The sequence below is a fragment of the Corynebacterium pollutisoli genome, from assembly GCF_900177745.1.
Classification (GTDB): domain Bacteria; phylum Actinomycetota; class Actinomycetes; order Mycobacteriales; family Mycobacteriaceae; genus Corynebacterium; species Corynebacterium pollutisoli.
Genome location: NZ_FXAR01000001.1, coordinates 435251 through 461816, shown reverse-complemented (window position 1 = coordinate 461816; position 26566 = coordinate 435251). Strand labels below are relative to the sequence as shown.

The following is a 26566-nucleotide window of genomic DNA, read 5'->3' as shown; positions in this document are numbered from 1 at the left end:
CCTCACTCTATCGGGAGTTGTCCGGGCTCCGTCTCGGGGGTCACCAGGGCGGAGCACCAGTAGGCCAGGGCCGCGAGGAAGGGGGCCGCGAGCCAGCCGACGCCGGGATCGAGCCCGGGCACCATGCTCAGCCGGTCACCCTCGGACAGCAGGTGGGGGTCGCCGATGTCATGGAGCAGACCGGCGCTCACGGTCCCGACCTGCAGGAAGGAGAAGGCGGAGAACACGGCCACCGCCATGAGCCACCACAGCATCCCCGGGCCGCGGGTGGCCGGGGACAGCACGTAGGTACTCAGGGACACGATGACGGCGAGGAGCCCGGTGGCGGCGACGAAGCTGCCGAAGGAGACGAACTCGACGTTGGCGGCCGCGGAGTCGATGACAACCTGCCCGCCCTCGGCGAAAGTGCCGGTGTAGGCCGGGCGGAGCAGCCCCCAGAGCGCCCCGACGGCGCTGTAGACGAGCAGGGACACCGCGGCGACGCCCGCCGCGGTGCCCACCGTGCGTGGGATCGCCATCTAGGAGCAGAACTTCCAGCGGCCGTCCTCGTGGAGGTAGCGCTGGGTGCGGGTCTCGGACTGGCCGGCGGAGACGGCGGTGACCACTGCGGAGGCACGGTCACCGTCGACCTGGATGTCGGTGATCGAGGCGATGTGCGGGTTGGCGTTGGCGTACATCGGCATGTCGGCCAGGCGCTGGTCCGGGATGCCGTTGAGGTCCATGGCCTGCGCGCCACCCTGGGCGGCGAGCAACTCGTGGCAGGTGTTGTCGGGGAAGTAGCGCAGCCACTGGTGGAAGGTCTCCACCTGGTAGACACCGTGGACCAGCTGCTCGATCTCGGCCCGCTGGGCCTCGGTGGGCTCGTGCCCGCCCTGGACCGGGTCGGGCTCCTGGTAGAGGTCCTCCAGGATCGGATCCACGGGGGCGGCCTCCGGCGCAGGCTCCTCGACGACCTCCTCGGTGGGCTCCTCGACCGTCTCCTCCTCGGTGGTCTCCTCCTCGGTGGTGGTCTCCTCCTCGGTGCTCGACTCGACGGAGCGGGTGGAGGTGACGGTGCTCTGCGTGGGCACGCCGGTGGCGGTGCTCTCCGCGGTCTCGCCGGAGCCGCACGCCGTCAGCAACGGGATGGTGAGGGCGAGGGACACGAGGGACACGAGGGTCTTCTTCACGGTCACGGTGATGGTTCTCCTGCCGGATTCTGATGGTCGATCGATGGGCCACCCTATCAACACGCAGGTGTCGACGGCTGGCAGCTCCCTGAGAGTTTCGCCACCGGGTAGGCTCTGACGGTGTGCAGCTGACCCGCAAGACCATCATCGCCGCCGCCGTGACCATTCTGGACACGTACGGCCTGGCTGACATGACCATGCGCCGGGTCGCCACCTCCCTCGGTGTGGCACCGGGAGCTCTGTACTGGCATATCGCGAACAAGCAGCAACTCATTACGGCCATCGCCGAGGAGATCCTCGCCCCGGTGCTCGCCGACTCCGCGCCGGACACCCCCGCCGCCCTCGCCGAACTGCTGCGGGAGTCGATGCTCTCGCGCCGCGACGGTGCCGAACTCGTCGCCGCCGCCCTGTCGCAGCCGGAGTCGGAAACACGCGGGGACGTCGAGAAGCAGTTGGCGCAGACGCTGCCCGGGGACGGGGACCTGCGGCGCATCGGCGCGGCCTCCCTGCTCCACCTCGTGCTTGGCGCGACCGCCCTGGAGCAGGCCCGGGCCCAGCATGCGGCCGACACCGGGGCCGAGGTGCCGGGTGACGCGTCCGCTGATTTCCGCCGGGGAGTGGACCTGTTGCTCACTGGTCTGGCCACAAGCCGTGGCTGAGACGGTGAATCAGCCTGAGAACCGTTAAGATCGGCAACCATGACTACTGAGTCCGAGCACAACTACACGGTCTGGCCGGGTGACCCGTACCCCCTGGGTTCCACCTACGACGGCGCAGGCACCAACTTCGCACTCTTCTCCTACGTCGCCGAGAAGGTGGAACTGTGTCTCATCGACCGTGAGGACAACGAAGTCCGCATCAACCTCGAGGAGGTGCACGCGAACGTCTGGCACTGCTACCTCCCCGGTGTGCAGCCCGGCCAGCGCTACGGCTTCCGTGTCCACGGCCCGTACGACCCGCACGACGGCAAGCGCTGTGACCCGAACAAGCTCCTCGTCGACCCCTACGCCCGTGCCTTCGACGGCGATTTCGACGGCGACCCGTCCCTGTTCTCCTACGACATCTTCGCCGACCCGCCGGGGTCCGGCCGCAATGAGGAGGACAGCCTCGGCCACACGATGAAGTCCGTGGTCATCAACCCGTTCTTCGACTGGGGTTCCGACCGCGCCCCGCGCATCCCGTACAACGAGACGGTCATCTACGAGACCCACGTCAAGGGTCTGACCATGACCCACCCGGACGTGCCGCCGAACCTGCGCGGCACCTACGCCGGCCTCGCCCACCCGGCGATCATCTCCTACCTCAAGGACCTCGGCGTCACCGCCATCGAGCTCATGCCGGTGCACCAGTTCCTGCAGGACGACCGCCTGCGCGACCTCGGCCTGCGCAACTACTGGGGCTACAACACCTTCGGTTTCTTCGCCCCGCACCAGGACTACGCCGCCGCCCGCAAGCCCGGTGGGGCCGTGTCCGAGTTCAAGGGCATGGTCCGCGCGTACCACGAGGCCGGCATGGAGGTCATCCTCGACGTCGTGTACAACCACACGGCGGAGGGCAACCACCTCGGCCCGACCATCATGTTCCGCGGTATCGACAACGAGGCGTACTACCGCCTCGTCGACGGTGACAAGTACCACTACATGGACTACACCGGCACCGGTAACTCCCTCAACGTGCGCGACCCGCACTCGCTGCAGCTCATCATGGATTCGCTGCGCTACTGGATCACCGAGATGCACGTCGACGGCTTCCGTTTCGATCTGGCCTCCACCCTGGCCCGTGAGCTGCACGACGTCGACCGCCTGGCCACCTTCTTCGACCTCGTCCAGCAGGATCCGGTCGTCTCCCAGGCCAAGCTCATCGCCGAGCCGTGGGACATCGGCCACGACGGTTACCAGGTGGGCAACTTCCCGCCGCTGTGGACCGAGTGGAACGGCAAGTACCGCGACACCGTCCGTGACTTCTGGCGCGGCGAGCCCGCCACCCTGGGTGAATTCGCCTCCCGCCTGACGGGTTCCTCGGACCTCTACGCCAACAACGGCCGCCGCCCCACCGCGTCGATCAACTTCATCACCGCCCACGACGGCTTCACGCTCAACGACCTGGTGAGCTACAACGAGAAGCACAACATGGCCAACGGTGAGGACAACCGCGACGGTGAGTCCCACAACCGTTCCTGGAACCACGGCGTCGAGGGCCCGACCGACGACCCGGAGATCCTGGCCCTGCGCGCGCGTCAGCGCCGCAACTTCCTCACCACGCTCATCCTCTCGCTGGGCACCCCGATGATCAGCCACGGCGATGAGATGGCGCGTACCCAGGACGGCAACAACAACGTCTACTGCCAGGACAACGAGCTGGCGTGGATGGACTGGGATCAGCTGGAGGAGAACTCCTCCCTGCACGCCTTCACCAAGCGACTGCTCAACATCCGGCGCCGTCACCCCGTGTTCCGTCGCCGTCGCTTCCTTGCCGGCGGCCCCCTGGGTGCCGACGTCCGTGACCGTGACATCGCGTGGCTGGTGCCCTCGGGCAAGCTGATGACCCAGGACGACTGGGACTTCGCCTTCGGTAAGGCGCTCATGGTCTACCTCAACGGCATGGCCATCACCGAGCCGGACGCCCGCGGCCAGAAGATCGTGGACGATTCCTTCATCCTCATGTTCAACGCCCACTACGAGGAGATCGAGTTCACCCTGCCGCCGCGCGCCTTCGGTGCCCGCTGGCAGCTGCTCGTCGACACGACCGAGGACATCGGCTACCCGATCGAGGCGTCCATCATCGAGGCGAAGGGCACCATCACGGTGCCGTCGCGCGCGACGATGGTGCTCAAGCAGATCGAGCCGCCGGTCTACGACGAGGAGGACGAGATCGACGAGGTCGAGATCGTCGATGAGGCGGAGCGCGAGAAGGACCTCGGTGTCGTCGGCGACAAGGTGACCGCGGATTCCGCCGCCACCGCCGAGAAGACCGCCGAGGAACTCGAGACCGAGACCGAGACTGAGCCGGTGGAGGAAGAGGTCGAGGCACCGGGTGAGGAGGCGGAGATCGAGCCGGGTCAGAACAAGGCCCTGCTCGCCTCGATGAGCGAGGAGGAGCAGCTCGCCGCGAAGCGCCGCGCCGCGCTGCGCGACGAGTACACCGACGAGGAGGCCTAGCCTCCGCTGCTGCGGTGTTCCTCCACGTCGCGGGTGTGGTCGATGAGCCACCCGATGAACGGGTAGAACACCGGCAGCAGGCTACGGCCCAGGTCGGTGAGTTCGTAGGCGACGTGCGGGGGGACCTCGTCGAACTCCCAGCGGACGAGGATGCCGTCGTCGACCAGCCGGCGGAGCCGTTGGGTGAGCATCTTGGGGGAGATGCCGTCGACGGCCTGCTCGAGTTCGCCGTAGCGCAGCTGCTCGCCGTCGAGGCTGAGGATGATGAGGATCGACCACTTGTCGCCGAGACTGGCGAGCAGTGCACGGCTCGGGCAGGTGCGGTCGAAGGGATCGGCATCGCGTACCCAGTCCTCCATGCCCGCCCATGGTACCCCGGTAGACTGACGGTCCATCCTGCTTTTCCTAACGATCGGAGTCGTCGACGTGATCCCGGCCCACGGCGCCCAGCTCAGTGTCACCGCCACCAGCATCCGCATTGACCGTTCCGCCCTGCTGACGGCGCTCACGGGGCAGGACTCCGTCGAGGTCCCGTTGGCGCAGGTCACGGGTGTGCGGTGCACACCGCCCTCGCTTCTCGACGTCGGCGTGGTCACCCTCGAGGGCCCCGGCACCGAGGTGGCGTTCGCCCCGGGGCAGGCGCAGGCGGCGGAGGACTTCCTCGCCGCGATCGAGGCAGCGCAGCGCGGTGAGGCGCCCGCCGCGGTGGCCGGGCTGGACTTCGTGGCGCTGGCGGTGGAGACGGACGGCGACACGGTGAGCCGGGTCGACGTCGTGAAGCTCGTCGACGGGGTGGAGGTCGAGGCCGCCACCGGACTGGACCTCGGGGCCCTGCCCGGATTCCTCGGCGATCTGCCCGTCGTCGCGCACAACGCGCAGTTCCACATGATGGCGCTGCGTCGCGCGTACCTGGCGGCGGGGCTCGAGGTGCCGGTGCTCCCCTACGTCTGTTCGCTGGTCCTGGCCCGCGGTGCGGGGGTGGAGGCGGAGTTCTTCGCGGACGCCCGCACGGCCGCCGGTCTCGTCGTCGATCTGGCGCGGAAGAAGAACCACCGCGGCAGCCTCGCCGAGTTCCAGCACGCCTCCGGCTACACGCTGGGCACCCTCAGCGCCGAACACGCCTACCCGGTGCTCCGCGACCGTTCCGGGGCGCGCAGCATCATGCAGCAACGGACGGAGGAGCCGCCGAAGAAGGCCCCCCGCCGCGCGCCGTGGCAGTCGGTGGCTACGCCGGACGTCATCCCCGACGCCAACCCGGACGCCGATCCGACGGGCCCGCTGTTCGGGCAGCACGTCACGCTCACCGGCGATTTCGAGCCCTTCGACAAGGGGCGGCTGTGGTCGGCGATCGCGGACCTGGGTGCGGACGTCGGGAAGAACGTCACGAAGAAGACGACCATCCTCGTCGCCGGCACGTGGGCCACGAAGACCTCGAAGGAGAAGCGGGCGGAGGAGCTCATCGCCAAGGGGCAGGACATCCAGATCTGGACCGGTGACCAGCTCATCGCCGTGCTCGGGCTCGACGCCGCGGACGACGAACAACCCCCGTTCTAGGGTTGCCGGGAACCTTCGGGCGATTTTCGGAGTCCAACTGTGGTGACGGTTTCCCCTCCCACAGTTAGGACGTGCCCATGCCCCTTGACCCTGCCGCCCTCCTGCCCGCACTGCGTCCCCATTCCTGGGTGCAGCGCAGCGGCCTGAGCGACGACGGATTCTGCGACACCATCGCCTACATTGCCCTGTCCCGGGAGTTGTGCGCCACGTTCACGTGCCACGGGGCGGACGTCTCCTACCGCGGCCTCGGAGATCTCGACCTCTCGGCCCACCGGGCGTGGGACCGGGCGGCGGCCAACCTCATCGCCTCCGCCCGGACGGCAGAGGGCATCCAGGTGCGCACCCGCCCGGCGGAGATCCTCCTCGGCCCCGGAGTGAAGGGCCTGCAGGTGGCGTTGCCCGGCGCGCCCGCCAGCGCCTGGCTGGCGCACCCGCGGACCTTCGCGGTGCTCGACGGGCACCTGGCGACCCTCCTGCGGGAGCCGGCGGCGTGGCTGGTGTTGACGGAGAACACACTGGTGGCGGTGGGGCGCGGGGACGTCGATAAGCAGGGGTGGGACCTGAGCGGGGCCCTGGCCCCGGTACCCCTGGTGCGGCGGCACGGCTTCCCGGCGGCTGTGTCGTCCCCCACGCCGGTGGCCGCACCCGCCTAAGCTGTGAGGTGCACTTTTCTTCATTCATCCGACCCGAGGAGTTCCATGCGTCGTCCGATCACCGCCACCTACCGTCTGCAGCTGCGCGGACCACAGGCGGACCCGTCGGGACGGGCCTTCGGTTTCGCCGAGGCGGCCGCCCAGGTCCCCTACCTGCAGTCCCTGGGCGTCAGTCACATCTACCTCTCCCCCATCTTCACCGCCGACCCGACGTCGAGCCACAACTACGACGTCACCGACCCCACCGAAATCAACCCGGAGCTGGGCGGCATGGAGGGTCTGCGTGAGCTGGCCGCCGCCGCCCATGAAGCGGGGCTGGGGCTCATCATCGACATCGTCCCCAACCACCTCGGTGTGGAGAACCCGCGCCTGAACAAGTGGTGGTGGGACGTGCTCAAGCACGGGCAGGAATCGGAGTTCGAGCACTACTTCGACATCGACTGGCACGCCGACAACGGCGCCGGCGGCAAGTTGGGCATGCCGGTGCTGGGGTCCCCGGAGGACGTCGACAAGCTGGAGCTGCGCGAGGAGGACGGCGAGATCGTCCTGGCCTACTACGACAACATCTTCCCCGTCGGCGATGACGTCACCCTCGACGACGATGTGGCGGAGGTGTACGAGAAACAGCACTACCGCCTGATGTACTGGCGCGACGGCGTGATCTCCTACCGTCGTTTCTTCTCGGTCAACGGGCTGGCGGGTATCCGCCAGGAGGATCCGATGGTGTTCGAGCACACGCACCGCATCGTGCGCCAGCTCATCGCCGAGGATCTCATCGACGGTGTCCGCGTCGACCACCCGGACGGCCTGTCCGATCCCTTCGGCTACCTCAACCGTCTGCGGGAGGTCGTCGGCCCGGAACGTTGGCTCATCGTGGAGAAGATCCTCGAGGTCGACGAGACCCTCGATCCGCGTCTCGCCGTCGACGGCACCACGGGGTACGACGCCCTGCGGGAGCTGGACGGCGTGTTCATCGCCCGCGAGTCGGAGGATTCGCTGTCGATGCTGGCGCTGCAGCACTCCGGGTCGACGTGGGACGAGGCCGCCGTCGAGGTGACCATGCACCAGCTCAAGCGGGAGGTGGCGCAGGAGGAGCTGGCCGCGGAGATCCGCCGCCTGGCCCGCGCCATGCGCCGCGACAACTTCTCCACCGCCGGTTCGGGTGTGTCGGAAGAGGATCTCATCACCACCATCACCGAGCTGGTGGCCGCCATGCCGGTGTACCGCGCGGACTACCTCTCCCTGTCGCGTGTCACCGCGACCGTCGTGGCGGAGATGTCGCGTCGTTTCCCCTCGCGGCGGGATGCGCTCGACCTCGTCGTCGCCGCGCTCAACGCCAACGCCGAGGCGAAGATCCGTTTCGCGCAGGTGTGTGGTGCCGTCATGGCCAAGGGCGTGGAGGACACCACGTTCTACCGTGCCTGCCGCCTCGTCGCGCTGCAGGAGGTGGGTGGTGCCCCGGGTCGTTTCGGTGTCTCAGCGGCGGAGTTCCATCTGCTGCAGCAGGAGCGGGCCCGTCTGTGGCCGAAGGCGATGACGACGCTGTCCACGCACGACACCAAGCGCGGCGAGGATGTCCGTGCCCGCATCATCGAGCTCACCGAGCGTCCCATGGACTTCTCCGAACTGGTCCACCGCGTCACCTCCGTGGTGCCGGCCCCGGACGCGGGCACCGGTCACTTCCTCCTGCAGAACCTGCTGGGTGTGTGGCCGGCCGACGGCCAGATCACGGACGCGCTGCGGGAGCGTTTCCACGGTTACGTCATCAAGGCGCTGCGTGAGGCGAGCGTCCACACCACGTGGGTGGATCCGGTGGAGACCTTCGAGACGGCGGTCCTCGACTGGGTCGACGTGCTTTTCGACGGCCCCGTCACCTCCATGATCACCGAGTTCGTCGCGCCGTTGGCCCGCGGTGGGGTGCGCGTCTCCCTGGGCCGCAAGCTGCTGCAGCTCACCGGCCCGGGCATCCCGGACATCTACCAGGGCACGGAGTTCTTCGACGACTCCCTCGTGGACCCGGACAACCGTCGCTTCGTCGACTACACCGCCCGCCAGCAGACCCTCGACATCCTCTCCGAGGGCGTCGACTGGCAGGACCTGGCCGCAGAGGCCGAGGCCCAGGCGGAGACCACCGGCGACTACCCGCACCTCGACCTCTACGGCGACCGCGCGAAGCTGCACATCGTCCACGAGGGTCTCAAGGTGCGTGCGGAGCACCCGGAGTACTTCGTGGGCGGCGAGGTCCAGTCGGTGTTCGCCGTCGGCCCGGAGGAGTCCCACCTCATCGGCCTGGCCCGCGGTGCGGCGCACACCCCGGGTGAGGCGGGCATCGGTGTCATCACCCTGGCGACGCGTCGCCCGCTCGATCTGGAGCGCCAGGGCGGGTGGAACGGCACCACCGTCACCCTGCCGGAGGGAACGTGGACCGACCGTCTCACGGGCCGCAGCTTCGAGGCGACCGTGCCGCTCGCCGAGGTCCTCGACCTCTTCCCCACCGCGCTGCTGGTCAAGGATGTCTGACCGGATCGCCCGGCTGGGCAACCGCTACCACGAGTGGGTCCGGGCCCATCCTGACGCGGCGGAGGATTTCGCCGCCGGGGTGGAGGATCTGCTCGCGGATGCGGGTGTCACGTACGACCGCGTCGTCGCCCGCGTGAAGGACTGGCCGTCGTTCAAGGCCAAGGCCTACAAGAAGCGGGACAACGGTGAGTGGATGTACCCGGATCCGTGGGAGGACATCCACGATCTCATCGGGGTGCGCGTCACCACGTTCCACTCGACGGAGATCCCGGTGGCGATCGGGGTGCTCAAGCAGTCCTTCACGGTCGAGCGGTCGGTGGACAAGACGGCGGAGACCCGCATCGCCGGTGGTTTCGGCTACGGCTCGCACCATCTCATCCTCACGGTCGACGAGAACTCCTCGGACATCGCGGAGCTCGCCGAGTACAAGGGGGTGAGTTTCGAGGTGCAGATCCGCACCGTGCTGCAGCATGCGTGGGCGGAGTTCGAGCACGACATCCGCTACAAGCGGGGCAACGAGGAGCTCGACCCGCGGGTGGACCGGGCCTTCGCCCTGGCCGCCGGGCTCATCGAATTGGCGGACCAGCAGTTCGACCAGATCGCGGTGGCGCAGGACGCCGCCAAGGAGGACACCTCCCGCGATGACGTCGACCTCACCCCGGAGACCCTGCCGGGTGTGCTGGCGATGCTGCTGGGCAACCGGTTCCCGCGTTCCCGTTCAGAGAACTACCGTTTCCTGGCGGAGATCCTCGCCGCCGACGGCATCACCACGGTCGCCGAGCTCGCTGAGCTTCTCGACGACGGCGACATCGCGGATGTCCACGGGGCCCTGCGCTACCGCTTCCATCCGGGGCAGATCCGCCTCATCGACGATCTGCTGCTGCGGCGTTTCGGGCGGGACCACATCACGCGGACGGGCGAGATCGGCGTGCGACCTGCGCTTCGTCCGCAGCAGTTGGCACGTCGTCTGAAACTCATGCGCGCCGCGCGCATCCTGGGTGACGATGCCCCGGATCAACCAGTAACATGAGCAGGGTTAGTATCACTCGCCGAATAAGGAGCACCTTTCATGTCGTCCATCCGTGAAGACTTCCCCCAGCTGGCCGACGCCCTCCACGTGTGGGCCCTGACCATCGCGAACTTCTTCCGCCCGATGGGCATCGACTTCCCGCCGGCGCACTGGGGTCTCTGGTAGCACCCCGGATAGTTGTTGACGTATCATCGTCAACATGAACTCTCCCCTGACTTTCGGCCTCGACACCTTCGGCGACGTCAACGGCGTCTCCCCCGACCAGGTTCTGCGGAACGTGGTCGCCGAAGCGGTCGAGGCCGATCGCGTCGGTGTCGACGTCTTCGGAATCGGCGAACACCACCGCGACGACTACGCCGTCTCCTCCCCCGACATGGTGCTGGCCACCATCGCCGGCCGCACCTCACACATCCGCCTGACCACCTCGGTCATCGTGTTGTCCTCAGACGACCCGGTGCGCATCATGGAACGCTTCTCCACGCTGCAGGCCCTGTCCTCCGGCCGCGCCGAGATCACCCTGGGACGTGGCTCCTTCATCGAGTCCTTCCCCCTCTTCGGCTACGACCTCGCCGACTACGAGCGACTCTTCGAGGAGAAGCTCGAGCTCATGCGCGTGCTGCTCGACTCCGCCTCCTCCGGCGATCCCATCGCCTGGGACCGTGGGGTGGACCACCTCCATCCGCCGCTGGCCACCGAGCTGCCGGTGTGGGTCGCCGTCGGCGGTTCCCCGGAATCCGTGCTCCGCGCCGCCCGTCACCGCATGCCGCTTATGCTGGCGATCATCGGTGGCTCCTCCCGTCGTTTCCGCCCCTTCGTCGACCTCTACCGCCGGGAGATCCCGGGCGGCCCGGTCGGCGTCCACTCCCCCGGCCTCATCGCCCCCACGGACGCGGAGGCGCAGGAACGGCTCTTCGAGCACTGGCTGGCCAGCCACCGCCGCGTCGGTGCCGAGCGCGGCTGGGCAGCCCCCACTGCCGACCAGTTCATGGCGGAGGTCCACCACGGTGCCCTCTACGTCGGCTCCCCGGAGACCGTGGCCCGGAAGATCGCGGACACCGTCACCGCTCTCGGCCTGGACCGCTTCACCCTCAAGTACGCCAACGGGCCGACCACCCACGAACACAACCTGGAGACCATCCGTCTCTACGGCGAGGAGGTCATCCCCCGGGTGCGCGAGCTGCTGGCCTAGCTTTTTTCGGTCTGACCACAGGGGTGGTTTCATGGGCCGGTGATTGTATCCACCCCACCCCCGGCCCTCGCTACGGCCTGCGGCCTGGCCCTCGTCGCGACGCTTCTGCCCCTCGGCCTCGCCGCGGCCCTCACGCCCCGGGACGAGCCGATCGCCCTGGAGAGCGTGGACATCATCACTCTCGGTGGCGTGGATCCGGCGCTGTCCGCCACCGCGCCCCGCAGCTGCGACCGCCGTGCCTCCCTCACGATGGGTGCGCACGAGTTTACGTGCGGCGACGTGACCGTCGTGACCCGCTCGGCGGAGGACGTGGAGGATCTGCCCCGCTTCGGGGTCCGCGCCATCCGCGCCGCCACCTTCGCCACCGCCACCCCACCCGACATGACCCGCGCCGAGGTGGGCGAGGGCCTGCGCGCCTGGACCGGTGGCCCCACCAGCGTCGGCGACACCGCGTACAGCGTCATCGTCCTCGGCGAGCGGAGCGGCGCGAACGCTCTCGTCGCCGCGCCCTCCGGCCCGGAGGGCGCGGTCACCGACACCACCTCCGCCCTGCTGTCCGACGTCCGGAGGGTTCCGTGATCCGACTCATCCCCGGCGTCATCATCGGCGCCATCATCGTCGTCGGCGCGGCCGTCAACGTCCTGACTCTCAGCGCCTTCGGGCGGGCCACCCCCGTCTCGCTCCTGGCGGGTTTCGTCGTCTCCGCGGTCGTCATCGCCGTGGTGTGGGCGCTCATGCGCCGCTCGGTGCTGTGGCGTCCGGCCGGCGCCTGGCCGCTGCTCCCCCTGGCGTGAGGCGCGTTCGGGTCCTTCGCCTTCATCTTCGCCGCGGGCGAATCACTGACCACCATCGCCACCGCCCTCGGGTGGGAGGCCGCGGAGGCCTCCCTCGGCGGGGCCTGGCCGGAGGAAATCGGAAAATCCTTCGGCATCGCGCTCATCCTGCTGGCGCTGCCGCGCCTGTGGAACCGCCCCTGGGACGGGCTGCTCGTGGGCGTCTTCGTCGGCCTCGGTTTCGAATTCATCGAGACCGTGCAGTACGGTGCCGCCGGGGCGCTCGAGGAAGCGAACTCCGATGTCGACGGCCTGCTGACCATGTGGTTCATCCGGGCCATTGCCGGCCCGGGCCTGCCCGTGTTCTTCTCCGCGGTCGCCGGCCTGGGCATCGGCCTGGCGCTCCCCCATCCCCGGCTGAGCACCTCCCGGCGCTGGCTGTACGGCCAGGGCCGGCCGACCCTCGCCTTCCTCATGCACTTCGCGTGGAACTACGACTGGGCGGGCGGATGGGCGTACGCCGTCATGTGGCCCGTGTACCTGGGGCGCTCATCGCGTGCTGGATCGCGGCACGGCGGATGGTCTAGTCCCTCCCGCGCAGCCGGTCGAGTTGGCGGCGCTCCCGCTTCGTGGGGCGCCCGGAACCGCGGTCGCGCTGCGGCTGCGAGGCGAGGATCTCCTTCGGCGGGGGCGGCGGGGAGTGGTCGATGTAGCAGGTGCGGGCGATCGGTGCGCCGACGCGCTTGCGCGGGGTGTCCACCACCTCGAGCTGAAGTTCCCGGTGGTTGACCCAGGCGCGGACCCGGTCCCCGGGGACGACCTGCTGGGCGGGTTTGACGGCCACCCCGTTGAGTTTGACGTGCCCGGCGCGGACGGCCGCGGCGGCGTCGGTACGCGTCTTGAAGATGCGCACCGCCCACACCCACACGTCGATGCGGACGGACACGATCAGTAGTTGTCGCGGTGGTTGACGATCTTCTGGACCTTGTTCCAGTTGTAGAAGCCGCCGACGACGGCGACGACGAGGCCCAGGACGAGCCAGGTCCAGCTGGTGAACAGGAGCGCGAGGGCGGCACCGCCGACGACACCGCCGCCGACGGAGAGGGCGGCGTTGCGCGTGTACCTGCGCACGGCCTGCTTGCGCTGTTCGATCGGGTTGTTGGGGCGACGCTGCATTGTCATGCGCACCATCCTAATACTCGACCCACGCGGTGCCCGCCTCGACGGGGATCACGGCCCCGGCGGTGAGCGCCGCGAGGGTGGACTCCAGCTCCTCCCGCCCGCCGGGTTCCACCGCCAGGGTGTGGGTGACCGCCGCCCCGTAGTCGGTGTCGGTGATGGCCACGCCCCGGGCCCGCAGGTCAGCCTCGAGGCGTCCGGCTTCGGCGTGGGGCACCTCGATGAGGTAGAGCTCGCGGATCGCCCGGGTGACGCGCCGAACCTGCGGGAGCAGGTCGCCGACGGACTGGGAGTAGGCGTGGACGAGGCCACCGGCGCCGAGTTTGATGCCGCCGAACCAGCGGACGACGACCACGGTGGCGTCGAGAAGCTCCGATCCCTTGAGCACGTCGAGCATGGGGCGACCGGCGGTGCCGGAGGGTTCCCCGTCGTCGGAGGAACGCTCGATGGGGTTCGCGTTCTCGACGTGCAGCATGTACGCGCTGCAGTGGTGGCGCGCGTCCGGGTAGTCGGCGCGCACCGAGGCGATGAACTCGCGCGCGGCCTGCTCGTCCGGGGTGCGGCGGGCGAGGGAGAGGAACCGGGACCGCTTGACCTCCCACTCGTGGCTCCACGTCTGGCCGGCGGCGGGCAACTGGTAGGTCGTGAGCATGAGGTCTGATAGTAGTCGGCGTTTCCGTTAGCCTGGTGTACATGACTGCGCATGAACCGTTTTCCGTGTGGGCCCCGTCCGCCCAGGATGTCCGCCTCCGCCTCGACGACGAGGAGGTGGGCATGCGTGCCACCTCCGGCGGCTGGTGGGTCGCGGACCGCATCGCGGAGCCGGGGATGCGTTACGGCTACGAGCTGTTCGACGGGGAGAACTGGTCCAAGACGCTGCCCGATCCGCGCAGCCAGGCCCAGCCCGACGGCGTCCACGGGATGAGCGAGATCGTCGACCACACCCACGACTGGTCCCGGGGGTGGACCGGGCGTCCGCTGGCGGGGCAGGTCATCTACGAGCTGCACGTGGGGACGTTCACGCCGGAGGGGACGTTCGACGGGGTCGTCGGTAAGCTCGGTTACCTGCGGGACCTCGGCGTTACCGCCATCGAACTCATGCCGGTCCAGCCGTTCGGCGGCGAGAGGAACTGGGGCTACGACGGTGTGACGTGGCACGCCGTCCATGAGGGCTACGGCGGCCCGGAGGGCCTCAAGAGGCTGGTCGACGCCGCGCATGACGCCGGCATCGGCGTCATCCTCGATGTCGTGTACAACCACTTCGGCCCCGACGGCAACTACAACGGCATGTTCGGCCCGTACACTGCGGGTGGTTCCACCGGCTGGGGTGAGGTGGTCAACATCTCCGGGCAGCAGTCGGATGAGGTACGGGCCTTCATCCTCGACGCGGTGCGCCTGTGGCTGGACACCTACCGCATCGACGGCCTGCGCCTCGACGCGGTCCACTCCCTCGACGACACCGCCGCGTACTCCATCATGGAGCAGATCCAGGACGTCGCCGACGACGTCACCGCCCGCACCGGTGTGCCGCGCTACATCATCGCCGAGTCCGACATGAACGACCCGCGCCTCATCACGGAGCGTGACGGCGGCGGCTACGGGCTGGCCGGCCAGTGGGTCGACGACATCCACCACGCCCTGCACACCGTCGTCTCCGGCGAGCGCCACGCCTACTACGAGGACTTCGGGTCCCTCGAGGCCCTGGCCAAGACCCTGCGCGGCGGCTTCTACTTCGACGGCACGTACTCCTCCTTCCGCGGGCGTCGCCACGGTCGGCCGATCAACGTGGACTCCATCCCGGCACACCGCCTGGTCACCTACACCACCACCCACGACCAGACCGGCAACCGTGCGTCCGGCGACCGCCCGTCGATGAATCTCACTCCCGCGCAGCAGGTGCTCAAGGCCGCGGTGATCTACTGCTCGCCGTTCACCCCGATGCTGTTCATGGGTGAGGAGTACGGCGCGCAGACCCCCTTCGCCTTCTTCTGCTCGCACACCGACGACAACCTCAACCGCCTCACCTCCGAGGGCCGCAAGCGTGAGTTCGCCCGCTCCGGGTGGGACCACTCCGAGGTCCCCGACCCGGCCGACCCCGCCACCTTCGAGGCCTCGAAGCTCGACTGGGATTTCAACGAGGAGCAGCAGGAGATCCACGCCGCGTACACGCAACTGCTGCGCCTGCGCCGGGAGCTGGGGTTGTCGCGCGCGGACCTGTCGGAACTGCTGGTCGAGACCGGTGATGGCTGGCTGGCCATGGGCTGGGACGACGTCCTCCTCGTGGCCAACCTCAGCGAATCCGACGTGGTCGCCCCCTACGGCGGCGAGCTCATCTACTCCTTCACCGCGCCCGAGGTCGATCTCGACGAGACCCGCCTCGGTGCCTGGGAGTTCGCGCTCCTGCGCCGGTAGATGTTTCTCCGCGCCGCGCTTCTCGACGCCCCGCCCGCCCCCGGCTGGCTGCGGGAGCTGCCGGTCGTGCGTGCCCTGACGGCCGCACCCCTGGAGTTCACCTCCTCCGTGACCGTCATCTCCGGGGAGAACGGGGCCGGGAAGTCGACGCTCGTGGAGGCCCTGGCGGTCGCCAGCGGCTTCAACCCCGAGGGCGGGTCCCGGCACGCGACGATGCAGATGATGCAGGATTCCGTCTCGCCGCTGCACGAGTGGCTGACGCTGCGCCGCCGCAACGCGCCGGACGGGTTCTTCCTCCGCGGCGAGTCCTTCTACAACCTGGCCGGCTGGTACGCGGGACTGGAGGATTCCCCACTCCCCGACCTGCTGCGGATGAGCCACGGTCAGTCCCTCATGTCTCTCATCGACCGTCGCTTCCACGGCGGCGGCCTCTTCTTCCTCGACGAGCCCGAGGCCGGGCTGTCCACCCTGCGGCAGCTGGAACTGCTCGGGCGGTTGTGGCACCTGGCGGATGCGGGATCGCAGATCATCATGGCCACGCACTCCCCCGTCCTGCTGGCGATCCCCGGCGCACAGATCCTCGAGATCGACGCTGACGGCATCCACGAGCGTCGACTGGAGGACACCGAGGCCTTCCGTGCCGCCCGGGAGTTCGCCGCCGACCCTGTGGGCACGGCGGAGTATCTCACGGCATGAGGAAGTACCACGTCCACGGATACCGGCGCGCGTTCCACCCGCAGGCCCCGGCCTGGGTCGACGACGTCCCGGCCTTCCGGGCACTGCGCGACGGGCTGGACCTGCGGCGACCGATCACGCTGTTCACGGGCGAGAACGGCGTCGGTAAGTCGACACTCCTGGAGGGCCTCGCCGTGAGCTGCGGATTCAATGCCCGCGGCGGGGCGTTCGGGGAGGAGATGAGCGGCCGCGAGAACCCTCTGCGGCACGCTGCCACGCTGCTGCGGGGCCCGCTGGCCATGAACGGGCATTTCCTCCGCGCGGAGGCCCACTACGAGGTCGCCCGCGAGTACAACCGCACGCACGACACGGACCTGTACACCCTCTCCCACGGCGAGTCCGTCCTACGCATCGTGCAGGACAGCTTCCACGGGGCGGGGCTGTTCCTCCTCGACGAGCCCGAGTCCGGCCTCTCCCTCATCCGCCAGATGACGCTGCTCGCGGAACTGCACCAGATCGCGGAGGCGGGGGCGCAGCTCATCATCGCCACCCACTCCCCCGTGCTGCTGACTCTGCCCGGAGCACGGATCCTCGAGTTCACCGCCGACGGCGGGATCCTGGAGAACATCGGCGTGGAGGAGACGACCGCGTACCGGGCGCTGCGGGATTTCCTCGCCGACCCGCACAGCATCGCCGACTACATGGTCGACGTCACCGGCCCTTAGGTGTTGACGAGGTACTCGTACTCGGGGGTGTTCGGCTTGAGGTGCTGGCACTCGATGCGCGAGGCGTTCATGCGCTCGACGAGCGGGTCGAAGTCGCTGGCTCGGCCGAGCTCGAGGCCGACGAGCGCGGCACCGGTCTCGCGGTTGTTGCGCTTGAGGTACTCGAAGAGGGTGATGTCGTCGTCGGGGCCGAGGATGTCGTTGAGGAAATGGCGCAGCTGACCCGGCTCCTGGGGGAAGTTCACCAGGAAGTAGTGCTTGAGACCGCGGTGGACGAGGGAGCGCTCCATGATCTCGGCGTAGCGCAGGACGTCGTTGTTGCCGCCGGAGATGATGCACACGACGACGGAGTCCTGCTGCAGCTTCATCTCCTTGAGGCCGGTGACGGACAGGGCGCCGGCGGGCTCGGTGATGATGCCTTCGTTCTGGTACAGGTCGAGCATCTCGGTGCACACCGCACCCTCGGACACGCTCATGACGTGGGTGCGGCCCTGGTTGCGCTCGACGATCTCGTAGGTGAGGTCGCCGATGCGCTTGACGGCGGCACCGTCGACGAAGGGGTCGACGGTGTCGAGGGTGACGGGGCCGTCGTGACGCAGGGCGGCCTGAAGCGAGGCTGCACCGGCCGGCTCGATGCCGACGATCGCGGTGCGCGGGGCCATGTCGGCCAGGTAGCTGGCCACACCCGCGAGCAGGCCGGCACCGCCGACGGGGACGAAGACGGTGTCCAGGGACTTCCCGATGGAGGTCAACTGGGAGAGGATCTCCGCGGCGACGGTGCCCTGGCCGATGATCGTGTCGCGGGCGTCGAAAGGCTCGATCATGGTGGCACCGCGCTCGGCGGCGTCGGCACGCGCGGCCTCCGCGGCCTCGTCGAAGGTGTTGCCGGTGACGACGAGCTCCACCATGTCCCCGCCGTGGACGGCGATACGGTCGCGCTTCTGCTTCGGGGTCTGGTTCGGCACGTAGATGCGGCCGCGGATGCCCATGGTGCGGCAGGCGTAGGCGACACCCTGCGCGTGGTTACCGGCGGACGCGGCGACGATGCCGGCCTCCCGCTGCGTCTCATCCAGGTTGGCGATGGCGTAGTACGCGCCGCGGATCTTGTAGGAGCGCACATCCTGCAGGTCCTCGCGCTTGAGGTAGACCTCGCATCCGGTCTCCTCGGACAGGCGAGGGCAGTACTGCAGCGGGGTGGGATCAATGACTGACGAAATCCGGGCCTGCGCCAGCTGAATATCCGAGGCGCGAACGGGCTCGAAGGTGGTCACGACAGTCCGGGTGTCACTCATGTCGAAACAGTGTAGTCCTCTCCTCCCGGAACACATCCTTCACGGGCCGCTTCACCAAGTGTTCACCTCCGGGTGACCATGAGTTGACCGTCCCGTCACATGACTCGGCCACTAGGGCTCCCGGTATTTACTCATCGTTCTCTCAGGAGTTTTTGTGATGTCTCTCCGCCGTTCCGCCGTCGCCCTCTGCGCGGCCGCCGCCACCGGCCTGTCCCTGTTCACCCCGGCCCACGCCGCGATCGTCGCCGAGCCGATCGTCCACTCCGCCCCCGGTGCAGCGCTGAGCGTCACCCCGATCGGCACCTACGAGACCGGCATCTTCGACGCCTCCGCCGCCGAGATCGTCGACTACCACGCCGGCACCCAGCGCGTGCTCACCGTCAATGCCCAGTCGGGTCAGATCGACGTCCTCGACATCTCCGACCCGACCGCCCCGACCAAGGTCGGCTCCGTGGACGCCGGTCAGGGCACCGTCATCAACTCGGTGTCCGTGCGCGCTGACGGCCTGGCCGTCGCCACCGTCGAGCCCGCCGCCGACAAGACCGCCCCGGGTTCCCTGCTGTTCTTCGACGCGGAGTCCCTCGAGACCTTCGGCACCGTCACCGTCGGTTCCCTGCCGGACATGGTGACCATCACCGAGGACGGCAAGTACGCCCTCGTCGCCAACGAGGGTGAGCCGGCCGAGGACTATTCGGTGGACCCGGAGGGCTCCGTCTCCGTCGTGACCCTGCCGGCCGGCCTCGCGGCCGCCACCAAGGATGACGTCCGCACCGCCGACTTCCGCGCCTACAACGAGCCGGCCGCCCTGCCGGAGGGCGTCCGCATCTTCGGACCGGAGGGCACCGTCGCCCAGAACCTGGAGCCGGAGTACATCACCGTCCAGGGCGGCACCGCCTACGTCTCCCTGCAGGAGAACAACGCTCTCGCCGTCGTCGACATCGAGACCGCGACCGTCACCAAGATCCTGCCGCTGGGCACCGTCGACCACTCCGTCGTCCCGCTGGACGTCTCCGACCGCGACGATGAGATCAACATCACCACCTGGCTGATCAAGGGCATCCTGCAGCCCGACTCCATCGCCTCCTACCAGGTGGGTGGCACCACCTACGTCGTCACCGCCAACGAGGGCGACGCCCGCGACTGGGACGCCTACTCCGAGGAGGCCCGCGTCAAGCACTTCGGTGACGAGGAGCGCGGCATCGCCCCGATCTGTGAGGACTTCAACGGCCTGACCGCCGAGGGCGTCGCCGACCTGCAGGAGGACGAGAACCTCGGCCGCCTGACCGTCACCACCGCGAACGGTTACAACGCCGAGCGCGACTGCTACGACCAGATCCACTCCTTCGGCGCCCGTGGCTTCTCCATCGTCGACGAGAACGGCACCCGCGTGTTCAACTCCGACGACCAGTTCGAGCGCATCACCGCCGCGGCCAGCCCGGACAACTTCAACTCCAACCACAGCGAGGCCAACTTCGAGGGCCGTTCCGACGACAAGGGCCCGGAGCCGGAGGGTGTCGCCCTCGGCGAGATCAACGGGCGCACCTACGCTTTCATCGGCCTCGAGCGTATCGGTGGCGTCATGGTCTATGACGTGACGGACCCGGCATCCGCCGCCTTCGTCACCTACGTCAACAACCGTGACTTCTCCGCCGCCCCGGACTCCCCGGAGGCGGGTGATCTCGGTGCCGAGGGTCTCGTCTTCATCCCCGCCACCGACTCCCCGACCGAGAAGGACCTGCTGGTCATCGGCAACGAGGTGTCCGGCACCACCACCATCTTCGAGGTCTCCGACCTCGTGCCCGCGGGCTCCGCTGACCTGTCCTCCGGCTCGTCACTGTCCTCCCGCTAGCCCCCTCTCGCGTGAGAGCCTGATCACTGCTAAGTTCAGACAGCGATCAGAGTTTTCATACCCCAAGGAGTTTCCCGTGATCCGTCGCCGCCTCGCCGTCGCCCTGGTTGCCGCCACCAGCACCACCCTGGCTCTGGTGACCCCCGTCCAGGCCCAGGAGCCCTCCTCGCTCTCCTCCACCACCGAGGCGCCCGAGAACGGCAACGACCTGGAGGGCCTGCCGGACATGCTCATGTCCGCCGTGGTCGACGGAGAGACCGCCCTGGTCCTCGAGGTCATCCGCGCCATCATGGCCCTCGGCCTGGCGGTCACCCAGGGTGCCACCATCATCCTGCCGCTGATCCCGGGCGGCACCGACCAGCTGCGCAACTTCTTCGGTCAGTTCGGCATCCAGGTCTAACAACATCCGGGAAGCCAGCGCACGGGAAAGGCCCGCAGTTCCGTGTGAACTGCGGGCCTTCTCCGATTCCTAGAACAGCTCAGCGCTGGCGATGCGGGCCCCCTCGACGAGGGACTCCAGCTTCGCCCAGGCGATCTGCTGGTTGAGGCGGCCGCCCAGGCCGCAGTCGGTGGAGGCCACGACGTTCTCCGGGCCCACGACCTCGGCGAACTGAATGATGCGGTCGGCGACGAGGCGAGGGTGCTCGACGGCGTTGGTGCTGTGGGAGATGACACCCGGGTAGATGAGGGACCCCTCGGGCAGCTGGTGGTCCTGCCAGACGCGCCACTCGTGGGCGTGGCGCGGGGAGGCACCCTCGAAGGAGAAGCCGCCGACCTCGGCGCGGAGGATCTCCTCGATGATGTCGCCGAACTCGACGTCGGTGACATGCGGGCCGTGCCAGGAGCCCCAGCAGATGTGCAGGCGGGTCTGCTCCTTGGGAAGGTCGCGCACCGAGTGGTTGATGGCGTCGACGCGGGTGCGCAGCCAGTCGCGGTAGTCGTCGAGGGAGGGCTCGGGGTTGATCTGGTCCCAGGACTCGGCGAGATCCGGGGCGTCGAGCTGGACGGTGAAGCCGGCGTCGGTGATGGCCTTGTACTCCTGGGCCATGGCGTCGGCGCAGGCCCACACGACCTCGTCGTCGGTGGCGTAGTACTCGTTCTTGAGGCGGGCGGCGGATCCCGGGGACAGGGCGGCGACGAAGCCGTCCTGCGCACCGGCGGCGTCCATGGCCGTCCGCATGAGCTTGACGTCGGCCTCGACCTCATCCTGGCCGATGTAGGTGATGGGGCCGGTGAACTTGGGGTTGCCCACCTTGGCGCGGCCGGCGAAGATGCCGGACTCCGGATCCTCGTAGGCCTCGTTGAACAGCGCGCGGTCGCGGCGGTCGGAGAAGGAGGTGAGCTTGATGTTGCCCGGGGTGGAACGAATGGCCTCCTGGCTGGCCCAGCGGTCCTCGTCGGTCATGGTGAGGCCGCCGAGGCGGGTGAAGGAGTAGTTCCACCAGGCGCCGTAGTCGACGGCACCGGAGGTGATGTGGCCGTACTCGCCCTCGTTGATGATGTCGATGCCCATGTCGACCTGGCGGCGGACGACCTCGTCGACGGCGGTCTGGAGGATGCCGAAGAACTCCTCGTCGGAGAGTTCGGAGCGCCTGAGGTTGGCGTCGAGAAGCTCGGGGGTGCGCGGCAGGGAGCCGACGTGGGTGGTCCGGATCTTATTGGTCATGGTCAAGATGGTAGTACATTATCGGGCGCGATCCTTATCCGAGGATCCCGGCACCGAGAGTGGCCTTGAGGTCGCCCATGAGGGATCCCGATCGGTCGACGCGGAGGTGCTCGCCGAGGATCATCATCGTGGACTCCTCCCCGTTGATCAACTTGAGGTAGACGTCGGAGTCGCCCTGGTTGGCGGCGAGCACGTTCTTGAGCTTGGCGATGTTCTCCATGGTGCACTGGTCGGTGCGCATGGTCAGGCGCAGGGGCAGGCCGGCGCCGTTGCCGGGGCCGAGTTCGGGAACCTTGAGGTCGTCGCAGAACAGGGACATGCGGTCGTCGCGGATGGAGACGTGGGCCTTGGCGAGGATGATGTTGTCCTCGACGATCGAGGAGCTCACCAACGCGTAGACCTTGTTGAAGACCAACAGTTCCACCTGGGCACCGTTGTGGTCCTCAATGGTGACGATCGCCCAGGGAGAACCATCCTTCTTGGAGAATCGGCGATCCACGGCCGAGATGATGCCGCCGATGAGCACCTCCGCACCGTTACGCATCTCCCCCGCCAGGATGGTGGTCAGGGCGGTGTCGGTCTGGGCGTCGAGAGCCTCCTCGTAGCCGTCGAGCGGGTGGCCGGAGACGTAGAGCCCGAGCATCTCGCGCTCCAGAGCCAGCTCGTGCTTACGGTCCCAGGAGTCCTCGGGGACGTCGATGGCGAAGACGTTGGTGGTCTCCGGGTCATCGCCACCGAAACCGGCGAAGAGGTCGAACTGGCCCTTGTCCGCGGCCTTCTTGGTGGCCAGGACGGAGTCGACGGCGTCCTCGTGGATGAGCATGAGGCCCTTGCGCGGATGCCCCAACGAGTCGAAGGCGCCGCCCTTGATGAGGGACTCGGTGATGCGCTTATTGCAGGGCAGGAGGTCGATCTTCTCCAGGTAGTCGGAGAAGTTCGCGTACGCCCCCTTCGTGCGCCGCGTCTCGACGATCGAGTCGACGACCTCGGCGCCGACGTTGCGGATCGCCCCGAGTCCGAAGCGGATGTCCTCGCCGACGGCGACGAAGTCGTTCTCCGACTCGTTGACGTCCGGCGGCAGCACCTTGAGGCCCAGGTGACGGCAGTCCGCGAGGTAGATGGCGGACTTGTCCTTCCGGTCTGCGACCGAGGTCAGGAGCGCGGCCATGTACTCCGGCGCGTAGTGGGCCTTGAGGTAGGCCGTCCAGAAGGACACCAGGCCGTAACCGGCGGCGTGCGACTTGTTGAACGCGTAGGAGGCGAAGGGCAGGATCGTGTCCCACAGGGCCTTGATGGCCTCCTGGCCGAAGCCGTTGGAGATCATGCCCTCGGAGAACTTGGTGTACTCCTTCGCCAGGACCTCCGCCTTCTTCTTACCCATGGCCTTACGGAAACCATCCGCTTCACCGGCCGTGTAGTTCGCGAGCTTCTGCGCGATACGCATGATCTGCTCCTGGTACACGATGAGGCCGTAGGTCTCCTCGAGGATGTCCTCCAGTGCATCCCCGAGCTCCGGGTGGATCGGCTCGATCGGCTTGCGGCCGTTCTTGCGGTCCGCGTAGTCGAGGTGAGCGTTGACACCCATCGGGCCCGGTCGGTACAGCGCCAGGGACGCCACGATGTCGTTGAAGCCGGTGGGCTGCATGCGCTTGAGCAGCTCCTGCATACCGCCGGAGTCCAGCTGGAACACACCCAGGGTGGAGCCGCGGCCCAGGAGTTCGTAGGTCTCGGTGTCCTCGACCGCGAGGTTCTCCAGGTCGAGGTCGATGCCACGGTTCTTCTTGATGTTCGCCAGGGCGTCGCCGATGACCGTGAGGTTACGCAGACCCAGGAAGTCCATCTTCAGCAGACCGATGGCCTCACATGCCGGGTAGTCCCAGCCGGTGATGAGCGCCCCGTCGGCGGCGCGCTTCCACATGGGCACGTGGTCCAGCAGCGGGACGGACGCCATGATCACCGCGCAGGCGTGGACGCCGGCCTGCCGGACCACTCCCTCGAGGCCACGGGCCGTCTCGTAGATCTTGCGCACGTCCGGGTCGGTCTCGATGAGAGTGCGCACCGCGCCGGCCTCGTTGTAGCGCTCATGCTTGGGGTCGGTGATGCCGGACAGCGGGATGTCCTTCGCCATGATCGGCGGCGGCAGCTCCTTCGTGATGCGGTCGGCCATCTGGTAGCCGGGCTGTCCGAACTGCACGCGGGCGGAGTCCTTGAGCGCCTGCTTGGTCTTCACCGTGCCGAAGGTGATCACCTGGGCGATCTTGTCCTCGCCCCAGCGCTCGGCGGCGTAGCGGATCATCTCACCGCGGCGGCGGTCATCGAAGTCGATATCGATATCGGGTGCCGACGGTCGCTCGGGGTTGAGGAATCGCTCGAAGAGCAGGCCGTGCTCCATCGGGTCGATGTTCGTGATGGTCAGGGCGTAGGCCACCAGCGCGCCGGCGGCCGAACCACGGCCCGGGCCCACCCAGATGCCGATCGAGCGTGCGTGCTTGATGATCTCGGCGACGATGAGGAAGTACGACGGGTACCCCTTCATGTCGATGACCTCGATCTCGTAGTTCGCGCGATCGATGTACTCCTGCGGCACCTCGCCGCCGTTGAAGCGGTGGCGCAGACCCTCCATCACCTCGTGGTGCAGCCACGTGGTCGGGGTGTGCCCGTCGGGGACGTCGGCGATGGGCATGCGGTCGTGCGGGTGGGACTCCCACACCTCGCCGTAATCCTGCACGCGCTCGGCGATGAGCAGGGTGTTGTCGCATCCGTCGGGGACGATGTCGTCGAAAAGCGCACGCATCTCGGCGGCGGTCTTGATGTAGTAGCCGGTGCCGTCGAACTTGAAGCGGTCCTCGTCGTGCAGGGTCTTGCCGGTCTGCACGCACAGCATGGCCTCGTGTGCCTGGGCCTGGGACTCGAGTACGTAGTGGCAGTCGTTGGTCACCAGCGGCGGCAGGTCGAGCTTCTGGCCGATCTCCAGCAGCTCCCGACGCACGCGCTGCTCGATGTGCAGGCCGTGGTCCATGAGCTCGAGGAAGTAGTTCTCCTTGCCGTAGATGTCCTGCCACATCGCGGCGGCCTCGAGCGCCTTGTCGAACTGGCCCAGTCGCAGGCGGGTCTGCACGTCACCGGAGGGGCAACCGGTGGTGGCGATGATGCCGTCGGCGCGCTCGGCGATGAGCTCCGCGTCCATGCGCGGCCACTTGCCCAGCTGGCCCTCGTAGGAGGCCATCGACGACAGGTAGAACAAGTTCTTCAGGCCGGTGGCGTTCTCCGCGATCATTGTCTGGTGCAGGTAGGCACCCGAGGCGGAGACGTCGTCGGACTTCTGGTGCGGCTCACCCCAGCGCACGCGGTTCTTGTTGAAGCGGCTCTCCGGCGCCAGGTACGCCTCGATGCCGATGATCGGCTTGATGTCCGCCTTCGTCATCGCCCGGTAGAACGCGTCGGAGCCGAACATGTTGCCGTGGTCGGTGATGCCGACGGCCGGCATGTCCTGCCTGCTGACCTCCTCGGCGAGCATGTCGATCTTCGCCATTCCGTCGAGCATGGAGAACTCGGTGTGGTTGTGGATGTGGACGAAGGAGGAGTTCTTGGCCATGGGTGTGAGTTTATCCAGTGCGTCAAATACGGGTGCGCGGGTCGACGACCAGCAGGTTCGAGACATCGAGGGAGGTGACCTGCGCCAGGTGGTCGACGGTCCCCCACACCAGGCCCTCGAGCACCCGGGACACGGCGACGTCCCGGGCCGAGAACGTCACCCGGACCGTGCAGTTGCTCTGGACATGGTGGTCCTGCCCGTCACCGACCAGGAGGTCTGCGTCGGAGAGGCCGGGGTCGTCGCACTGTTCGACGGTGACGGTGAGGTCCGCCTCCCAGACGTTGATGTCGAGTGCCTCGAGTGCCTCCCGCAGTCCGAGTTCGTCCACGCTCTGCCCGCGGTGTCCCTCCAGTTCGCTGTGAACCTCTGAGCCGAGGATGCTGCTCAACCCGGAATCGGTGGTGCGCACCCAGTTGAGGTCGTCGCTGAGTGGTTCCCGGATCCGGAAGGGGTCCGGTCCGGGGTCTCCCTCGGGTACTGGGTCGATCATCCGCCCGTAGTGGACCTGGGGCATCACCGTGGCACGCCATCCCGCCGGACCGCGGCGAAACTTGCGGACGAGAATGTCCCTGTGGTCCGGCCGGTCCGACACGCTCTCCGGCAGACGGATCTCCAGATGCAGGTCGACGAGTGACGTCCACGACCCGTCGTCCACGGGGAGAACGACGAGGAGTACGTGACCGTCGTCCCTCGCGCGCTGTCGCAGTTCGCGGAGGTTCGCGAGGGGCTCCCCCTCCATCTCACCGATGCTGTCCACCACCAGCAGGTCAACGGGACCGGGTTCGAGCGGCGTGGATGACAACATGTCGATGAGACGCCGGTGGCGTCGTCTCTCCGCCTCCCCGATCTGCTCAGCCCGGACCGCGGTGAGAGCGGACACGATCCTGCTCTCCGCCACCTCTCTGACATTCTGCAGATCGCAATAGGTGACGCGCGCTCCCCGCACGGCATTGACCACCGCCACGGACCGGACGAAGGCACTCGTCCCCGCTCCGGTCACGGCGACGACCTCTCCGGGATGCATCGTCCCCACACGGTCGTGGAGTTCGTTGAAACCCCAGAGGACATCTCTCATGGCAGCACTCCACCTTCTCCCGCCACCTACGCTAGCGGCTGCTCCTGACACG

25 protein-coding genes and 1 pseudogene are annotated in these 26566 nt (G+C 68.0%); 16 read left to right on the top strand and 10 right to left on the bottom strand.

Features of this window, described 5'->3' with window-relative positions; translation table 11 throughout:
- Positions 1 to 2 precede the first annotated feature (2 nt).
- Both B9Y70_RS02230 and B9Y70_RS02225 read right to left on the bottom strand, forming a co-directional pair.
- Positions 3 to 518, bottom strand: coding sequence for a hypothetical protein (locus B9Y70_RS02230; protein ID WP_085548600.1), 516 nt, complete (start codon positions 516 to 518; stop codon positions 3 to 5).
- Entirely contained in the window at positions 519 to 1175 is a 657-nt protein-coding gene (locus B9Y70_RS02225) for a hypothetical protein (RefSeq protein WP_085548599.1), read from the bottom strand.
- A 116-nt stretch (positions 1176 to 1291) separates the two neighbouring features.
- Here B9Y70_RS02225 and B9Y70_RS02220 point away from each other — a divergent pair, with 116 nt between their 5' ends.
- Both B9Y70_RS02220 and glgX read left to right on the top strand, forming a co-directional pair.
- Positions 1292 to 1828, top strand: coding sequence for a TetR family transcriptional regulator (locus B9Y70_RS02220; protein WP_085548598.1), 537 nt, complete (start codon positions 1292 to 1294; stop codon positions 1826 to 1828).
- A gap of 39 nt (positions 1829 to 1867) precedes the next feature.
- Positions 1868 to 4327 carry a glycogen debranching protein GlgX gene (gene glgX / locus B9Y70_RS02215; RefSeq protein ID WP_085548597.1) on the top strand — a complete coding sequence of 820 codons (2460 nt, stop codon included), beginning with the start codon at positions 1868 to 1870 and terminating at the stop codon, positions 4325 to 4327.
- On the opposite strand, the gene B9Y70_RS02210 is transcribed toward glgX, so the two are convergent.
- Complete coding sequence (locus B9Y70_RS02210) at positions 4324 to 4686, bottom strand: winged helix-turn-helix transcriptional regulator (RefSeq protein WP_085548596.1); 363 nt, start codon at positions 4684 to 4686, stop codon at positions 4324 to 4326. The two genes, glgX and B9Y70_RS02210, sit on opposite strands and share 4 nt — an antisense overlap.
- Positions 4687 to 4753: 67 nt before the next feature.
- Here B9Y70_RS02210 and B9Y70_RS02205 point away from each other — a divergent pair, with 67 nt between their 5' ends.
- The 9 genes and pseudogenes from B9Y70_RS02205 to B9Y70_RS13200 form a co-directional block, all read left to right on the top strand.
- Entirely contained in the window at positions 4754 to 5881 is a 1128-nt protein-coding gene (locus B9Y70_RS02205) for a hypothetical protein (RefSeq protein WP_085548595.1), read from the top strand.
- A 77-nt stretch (positions 5882 to 5958) separates the two neighbouring features.
- Positions 5959 to 6534: a hypothetical protein gene (locus B9Y70_RS02200; RefSeq protein WP_085548594.1), complete on the top strand. Its 576-nt coding sequence runs from the start codon at positions 5959 to 5961 to the stop codon at positions 6532 to 6534.
- Positions 6535 to 6579: 45 nt separating this feature from the next.
- Positions 6580 to 9054, top strand: a complete 2475-nt coding sequence (gene treY, locus B9Y70_RS02195) for a malto-oligosyltrehalose synthase (protein WP_085548593.1) — start codon at positions 6580 to 6582, stop codon at positions 9052 to 9054.
- Positions 9047 to 10084 carry a GTP pyrophosphokinase gene (locus tag B9Y70_RS02190; protein WP_085548592.1) on the top strand — a complete coding sequence of 346 codons (1038 nt, stop codon included), beginning with the start codon at positions 9047 to 9049 and terminating at the stop codon, positions 10082 to 10084. The genes treY and B9Y70_RS02190 overlap by 8 nt, the downstream gene beginning before the upstream one ends.
- 39 nt (positions 10085 to 10123) lie before the next feature.
- Entirely contained in the window at positions 10124 to 10249 is a 126-nt protein-coding gene (locus B9Y70_RS13110; RefSeq protein WP_273043260.1) for a hypothetical protein, read from the top strand.
- A 34-nt stretch (positions 10250 to 10283) separates the two neighbouring features.
- Positions 10284 to 11273, top strand: a complete 990-nt coding sequence (locus B9Y70_RS02185) for an LLM class flavin-dependent oxidoreductase (RefSeq protein WP_085548591.1) — start codon at positions 10284 to 10286, stop codon at positions 11271 to 11273.
- A gap of 39 nt (positions 11274 to 11312) precedes the next feature.
- Positions 11313 to 11852 (top strand): hypothetical protein, encoded by a 540-nt coding sequence (locus B9Y70_RS02180; protein ID WP_085548590.1) that lies wholly within the window; start codon positions 11313 to 11315, stop codon positions 11850 to 11852.
- On the top strand, positions 11849 to 12067 hold the full coding sequence (locus tag B9Y70_RS02175; RefSeq protein ID WP_085548589.1) for a hypothetical protein: 219 nt from the start codon (positions 11849 to 11851) through the stop codon (positions 12065 to 12067). Before B9Y70_RS02180 ends, B9Y70_RS02175 begins: the two co-directional genes overlap by 4 nt.
- Before the next feature lie 24 nt (positions 12068 to 12091).
- Positions 12092 to 12523 (top strand): annotated as a pseudogene (locus B9Y70_RS13200) (PrsW family glutamic-type intramembrane protease); the annotation flags it as partial.
- Positions 12524 to 12629: 106 nt separating this feature from the next.
- On the opposite strand, the gene B9Y70_RS02165 reads toward B9Y70_RS13200, so the two are convergent.
- Genes B9Y70_RS02165 through B9Y70_RS02155 form a run of 3 tightly spaced genes read right to left on the bottom strand, consistent with a single transcriptional unit; the run spans position 12630 to position 13877 of the window.
- Positions 12630 to 12998 carry an RNA-binding S4 domain-containing protein gene (locus tag B9Y70_RS02165; RefSeq protein WP_085548587.1) on the bottom strand — a complete coding sequence of 123 codons (369 nt, stop codon included), beginning with the start codon at positions 12996 to 12998 and terminating at the stop codon, positions 12630 to 12632.
- Positions 12995 to 13228, bottom strand: coding sequence for a hypothetical protein (locus tag B9Y70_RS02160; protein WP_085548586.1), 234 nt, complete (start codon positions 13226 to 13228; stop codon positions 12995 to 12997). The genes B9Y70_RS02165 and B9Y70_RS02160 overlap by 4 nt, the downstream gene beginning before the upstream one ends.
- Before the next feature lie 10 nt (positions 13229 to 13238).
- Entirely contained in the window at positions 13239 to 13877 is a 639-nt protein-coding gene (locus tag B9Y70_RS02155; protein ID WP_085548585.1) for an IMPACT family protein, read from the bottom strand.
- Between the two features lie 41 nt (positions 13878 to 13918).
- Here B9Y70_RS02155 and treZ point away from each other — a divergent pair, with 41 nt between their 5' ends.
- From treZ to B9Y70_RS02140, 3 genes are read left to right on the top strand one after another with little or no spacing between them, the layout of a single operon-like run.
- Positions 13919 to 15637, top strand: coding sequence for a malto-oligosyltrehalose trehalohydrolase (treZ, locus tag B9Y70_RS02150; RefSeq protein ID WP_085548822.1), 1719 nt, complete (start codon positions 13919 to 13921; stop codon positions 15635 to 15637).
- On the top strand, positions 15638 to 16333 hold the full coding sequence (locus B9Y70_RS02145; protein WP_085548584.1) for an AAA family ATPase: 696 nt from the start codon (positions 15638 to 15640) through the stop codon (positions 16331 to 16333).
- Positions 16330 to 17037 (top strand): AAA family ATPase, encoded by a 708-nt coding sequence (locus tag B9Y70_RS02140; protein WP_085548583.1) that lies wholly within the window; start codon positions 16330 to 16332, stop codon positions 17035 to 17037. The genes B9Y70_RS02145 and B9Y70_RS02140 overlap by 4 nt, the downstream gene beginning before the upstream one ends.
- Here the strand turns inward: B9Y70_RS02140 and ilvA are convergent.
- Positions 17034 to 18329 (bottom strand): threonine ammonia-lyase IlvA, encoded by a 1296-nt coding sequence (ilvA, locus tag B9Y70_RS02135; RefSeq protein WP_085548582.1) that lies wholly within the window; start codon positions 18327 to 18329, stop codon positions 17034 to 17036. The two genes, B9Y70_RS02140 and ilvA, sit on opposite strands and share 4 nt — an antisense overlap.
- A gap of 157 nt (positions 18330 to 18486) precedes the next feature.
- On the opposite strand from ilvA, the gene B9Y70_RS02130 reads away from it, so the two are divergent.
- Positions 18487 to 20178, top strand: coding sequence for a choice-of-anchor I family protein (locus B9Y70_RS02130; RefSeq protein WP_085548581.1), 1692 nt, complete (start codon positions 18487 to 18489; stop codon positions 20176 to 20178).
- 76 nt (positions 20179 to 20254) lie between these two features.
- The gene (locus B9Y70_RS02125; protein ID WP_085548580.1) at positions 20255 to 20578 is read left to right on the top strand and encodes a hypothetical protein; all 324 of its coding nucleotides are present in this window, start codon (positions 20255 to 20257) and stop codon (positions 20576 to 20578) included.
- A gap of 69 nt (positions 20579 to 20647) precedes the next feature.
- Here B9Y70_RS02125 and B9Y70_RS02120 read toward each other — a convergent pair whose 3' ends face one another.
- Genes B9Y70_RS02120 through B9Y70_RS02110 form a run of 3 tightly spaced genes read right to left on the bottom strand, consistent with a single transcriptional unit; the run spans position 20648 to position 26514 of the window.
- Positions 20648 to 21844 carry a cobalamin-independent methionine synthase II family protein gene (locus B9Y70_RS02120; RefSeq protein WP_085548579.1) on the bottom strand — a complete coding sequence of 399 codons (1197 nt, stop codon included), beginning with the start codon at positions 21842 to 21844 and terminating at the stop codon, positions 20648 to 20650.
- Positions 21845 to 21878: 34 nt separating this feature from the next.
- Positions 21879 to 25439 (bottom strand): DNA polymerase III subunit alpha, encoded by a 3561-nt coding sequence (dnaE, locus tag B9Y70_RS02115; RefSeq protein WP_085548578.1) that lies wholly within the window; start codon positions 25437 to 25439, stop codon positions 21879 to 21881.
- A gap of 22 nt (positions 25440 to 25461) precedes the next feature.
- Positions 25462 to 26514 (bottom strand): hypothetical protein, encoded by a 1053-nt coding sequence (locus B9Y70_RS02110; protein ID WP_085548577.1) that lies wholly within the window; start codon positions 26512 to 26514, stop codon positions 25462 to 25464.
- Positions 26515 to 26566 lie beyond the last annotated feature (52 nt).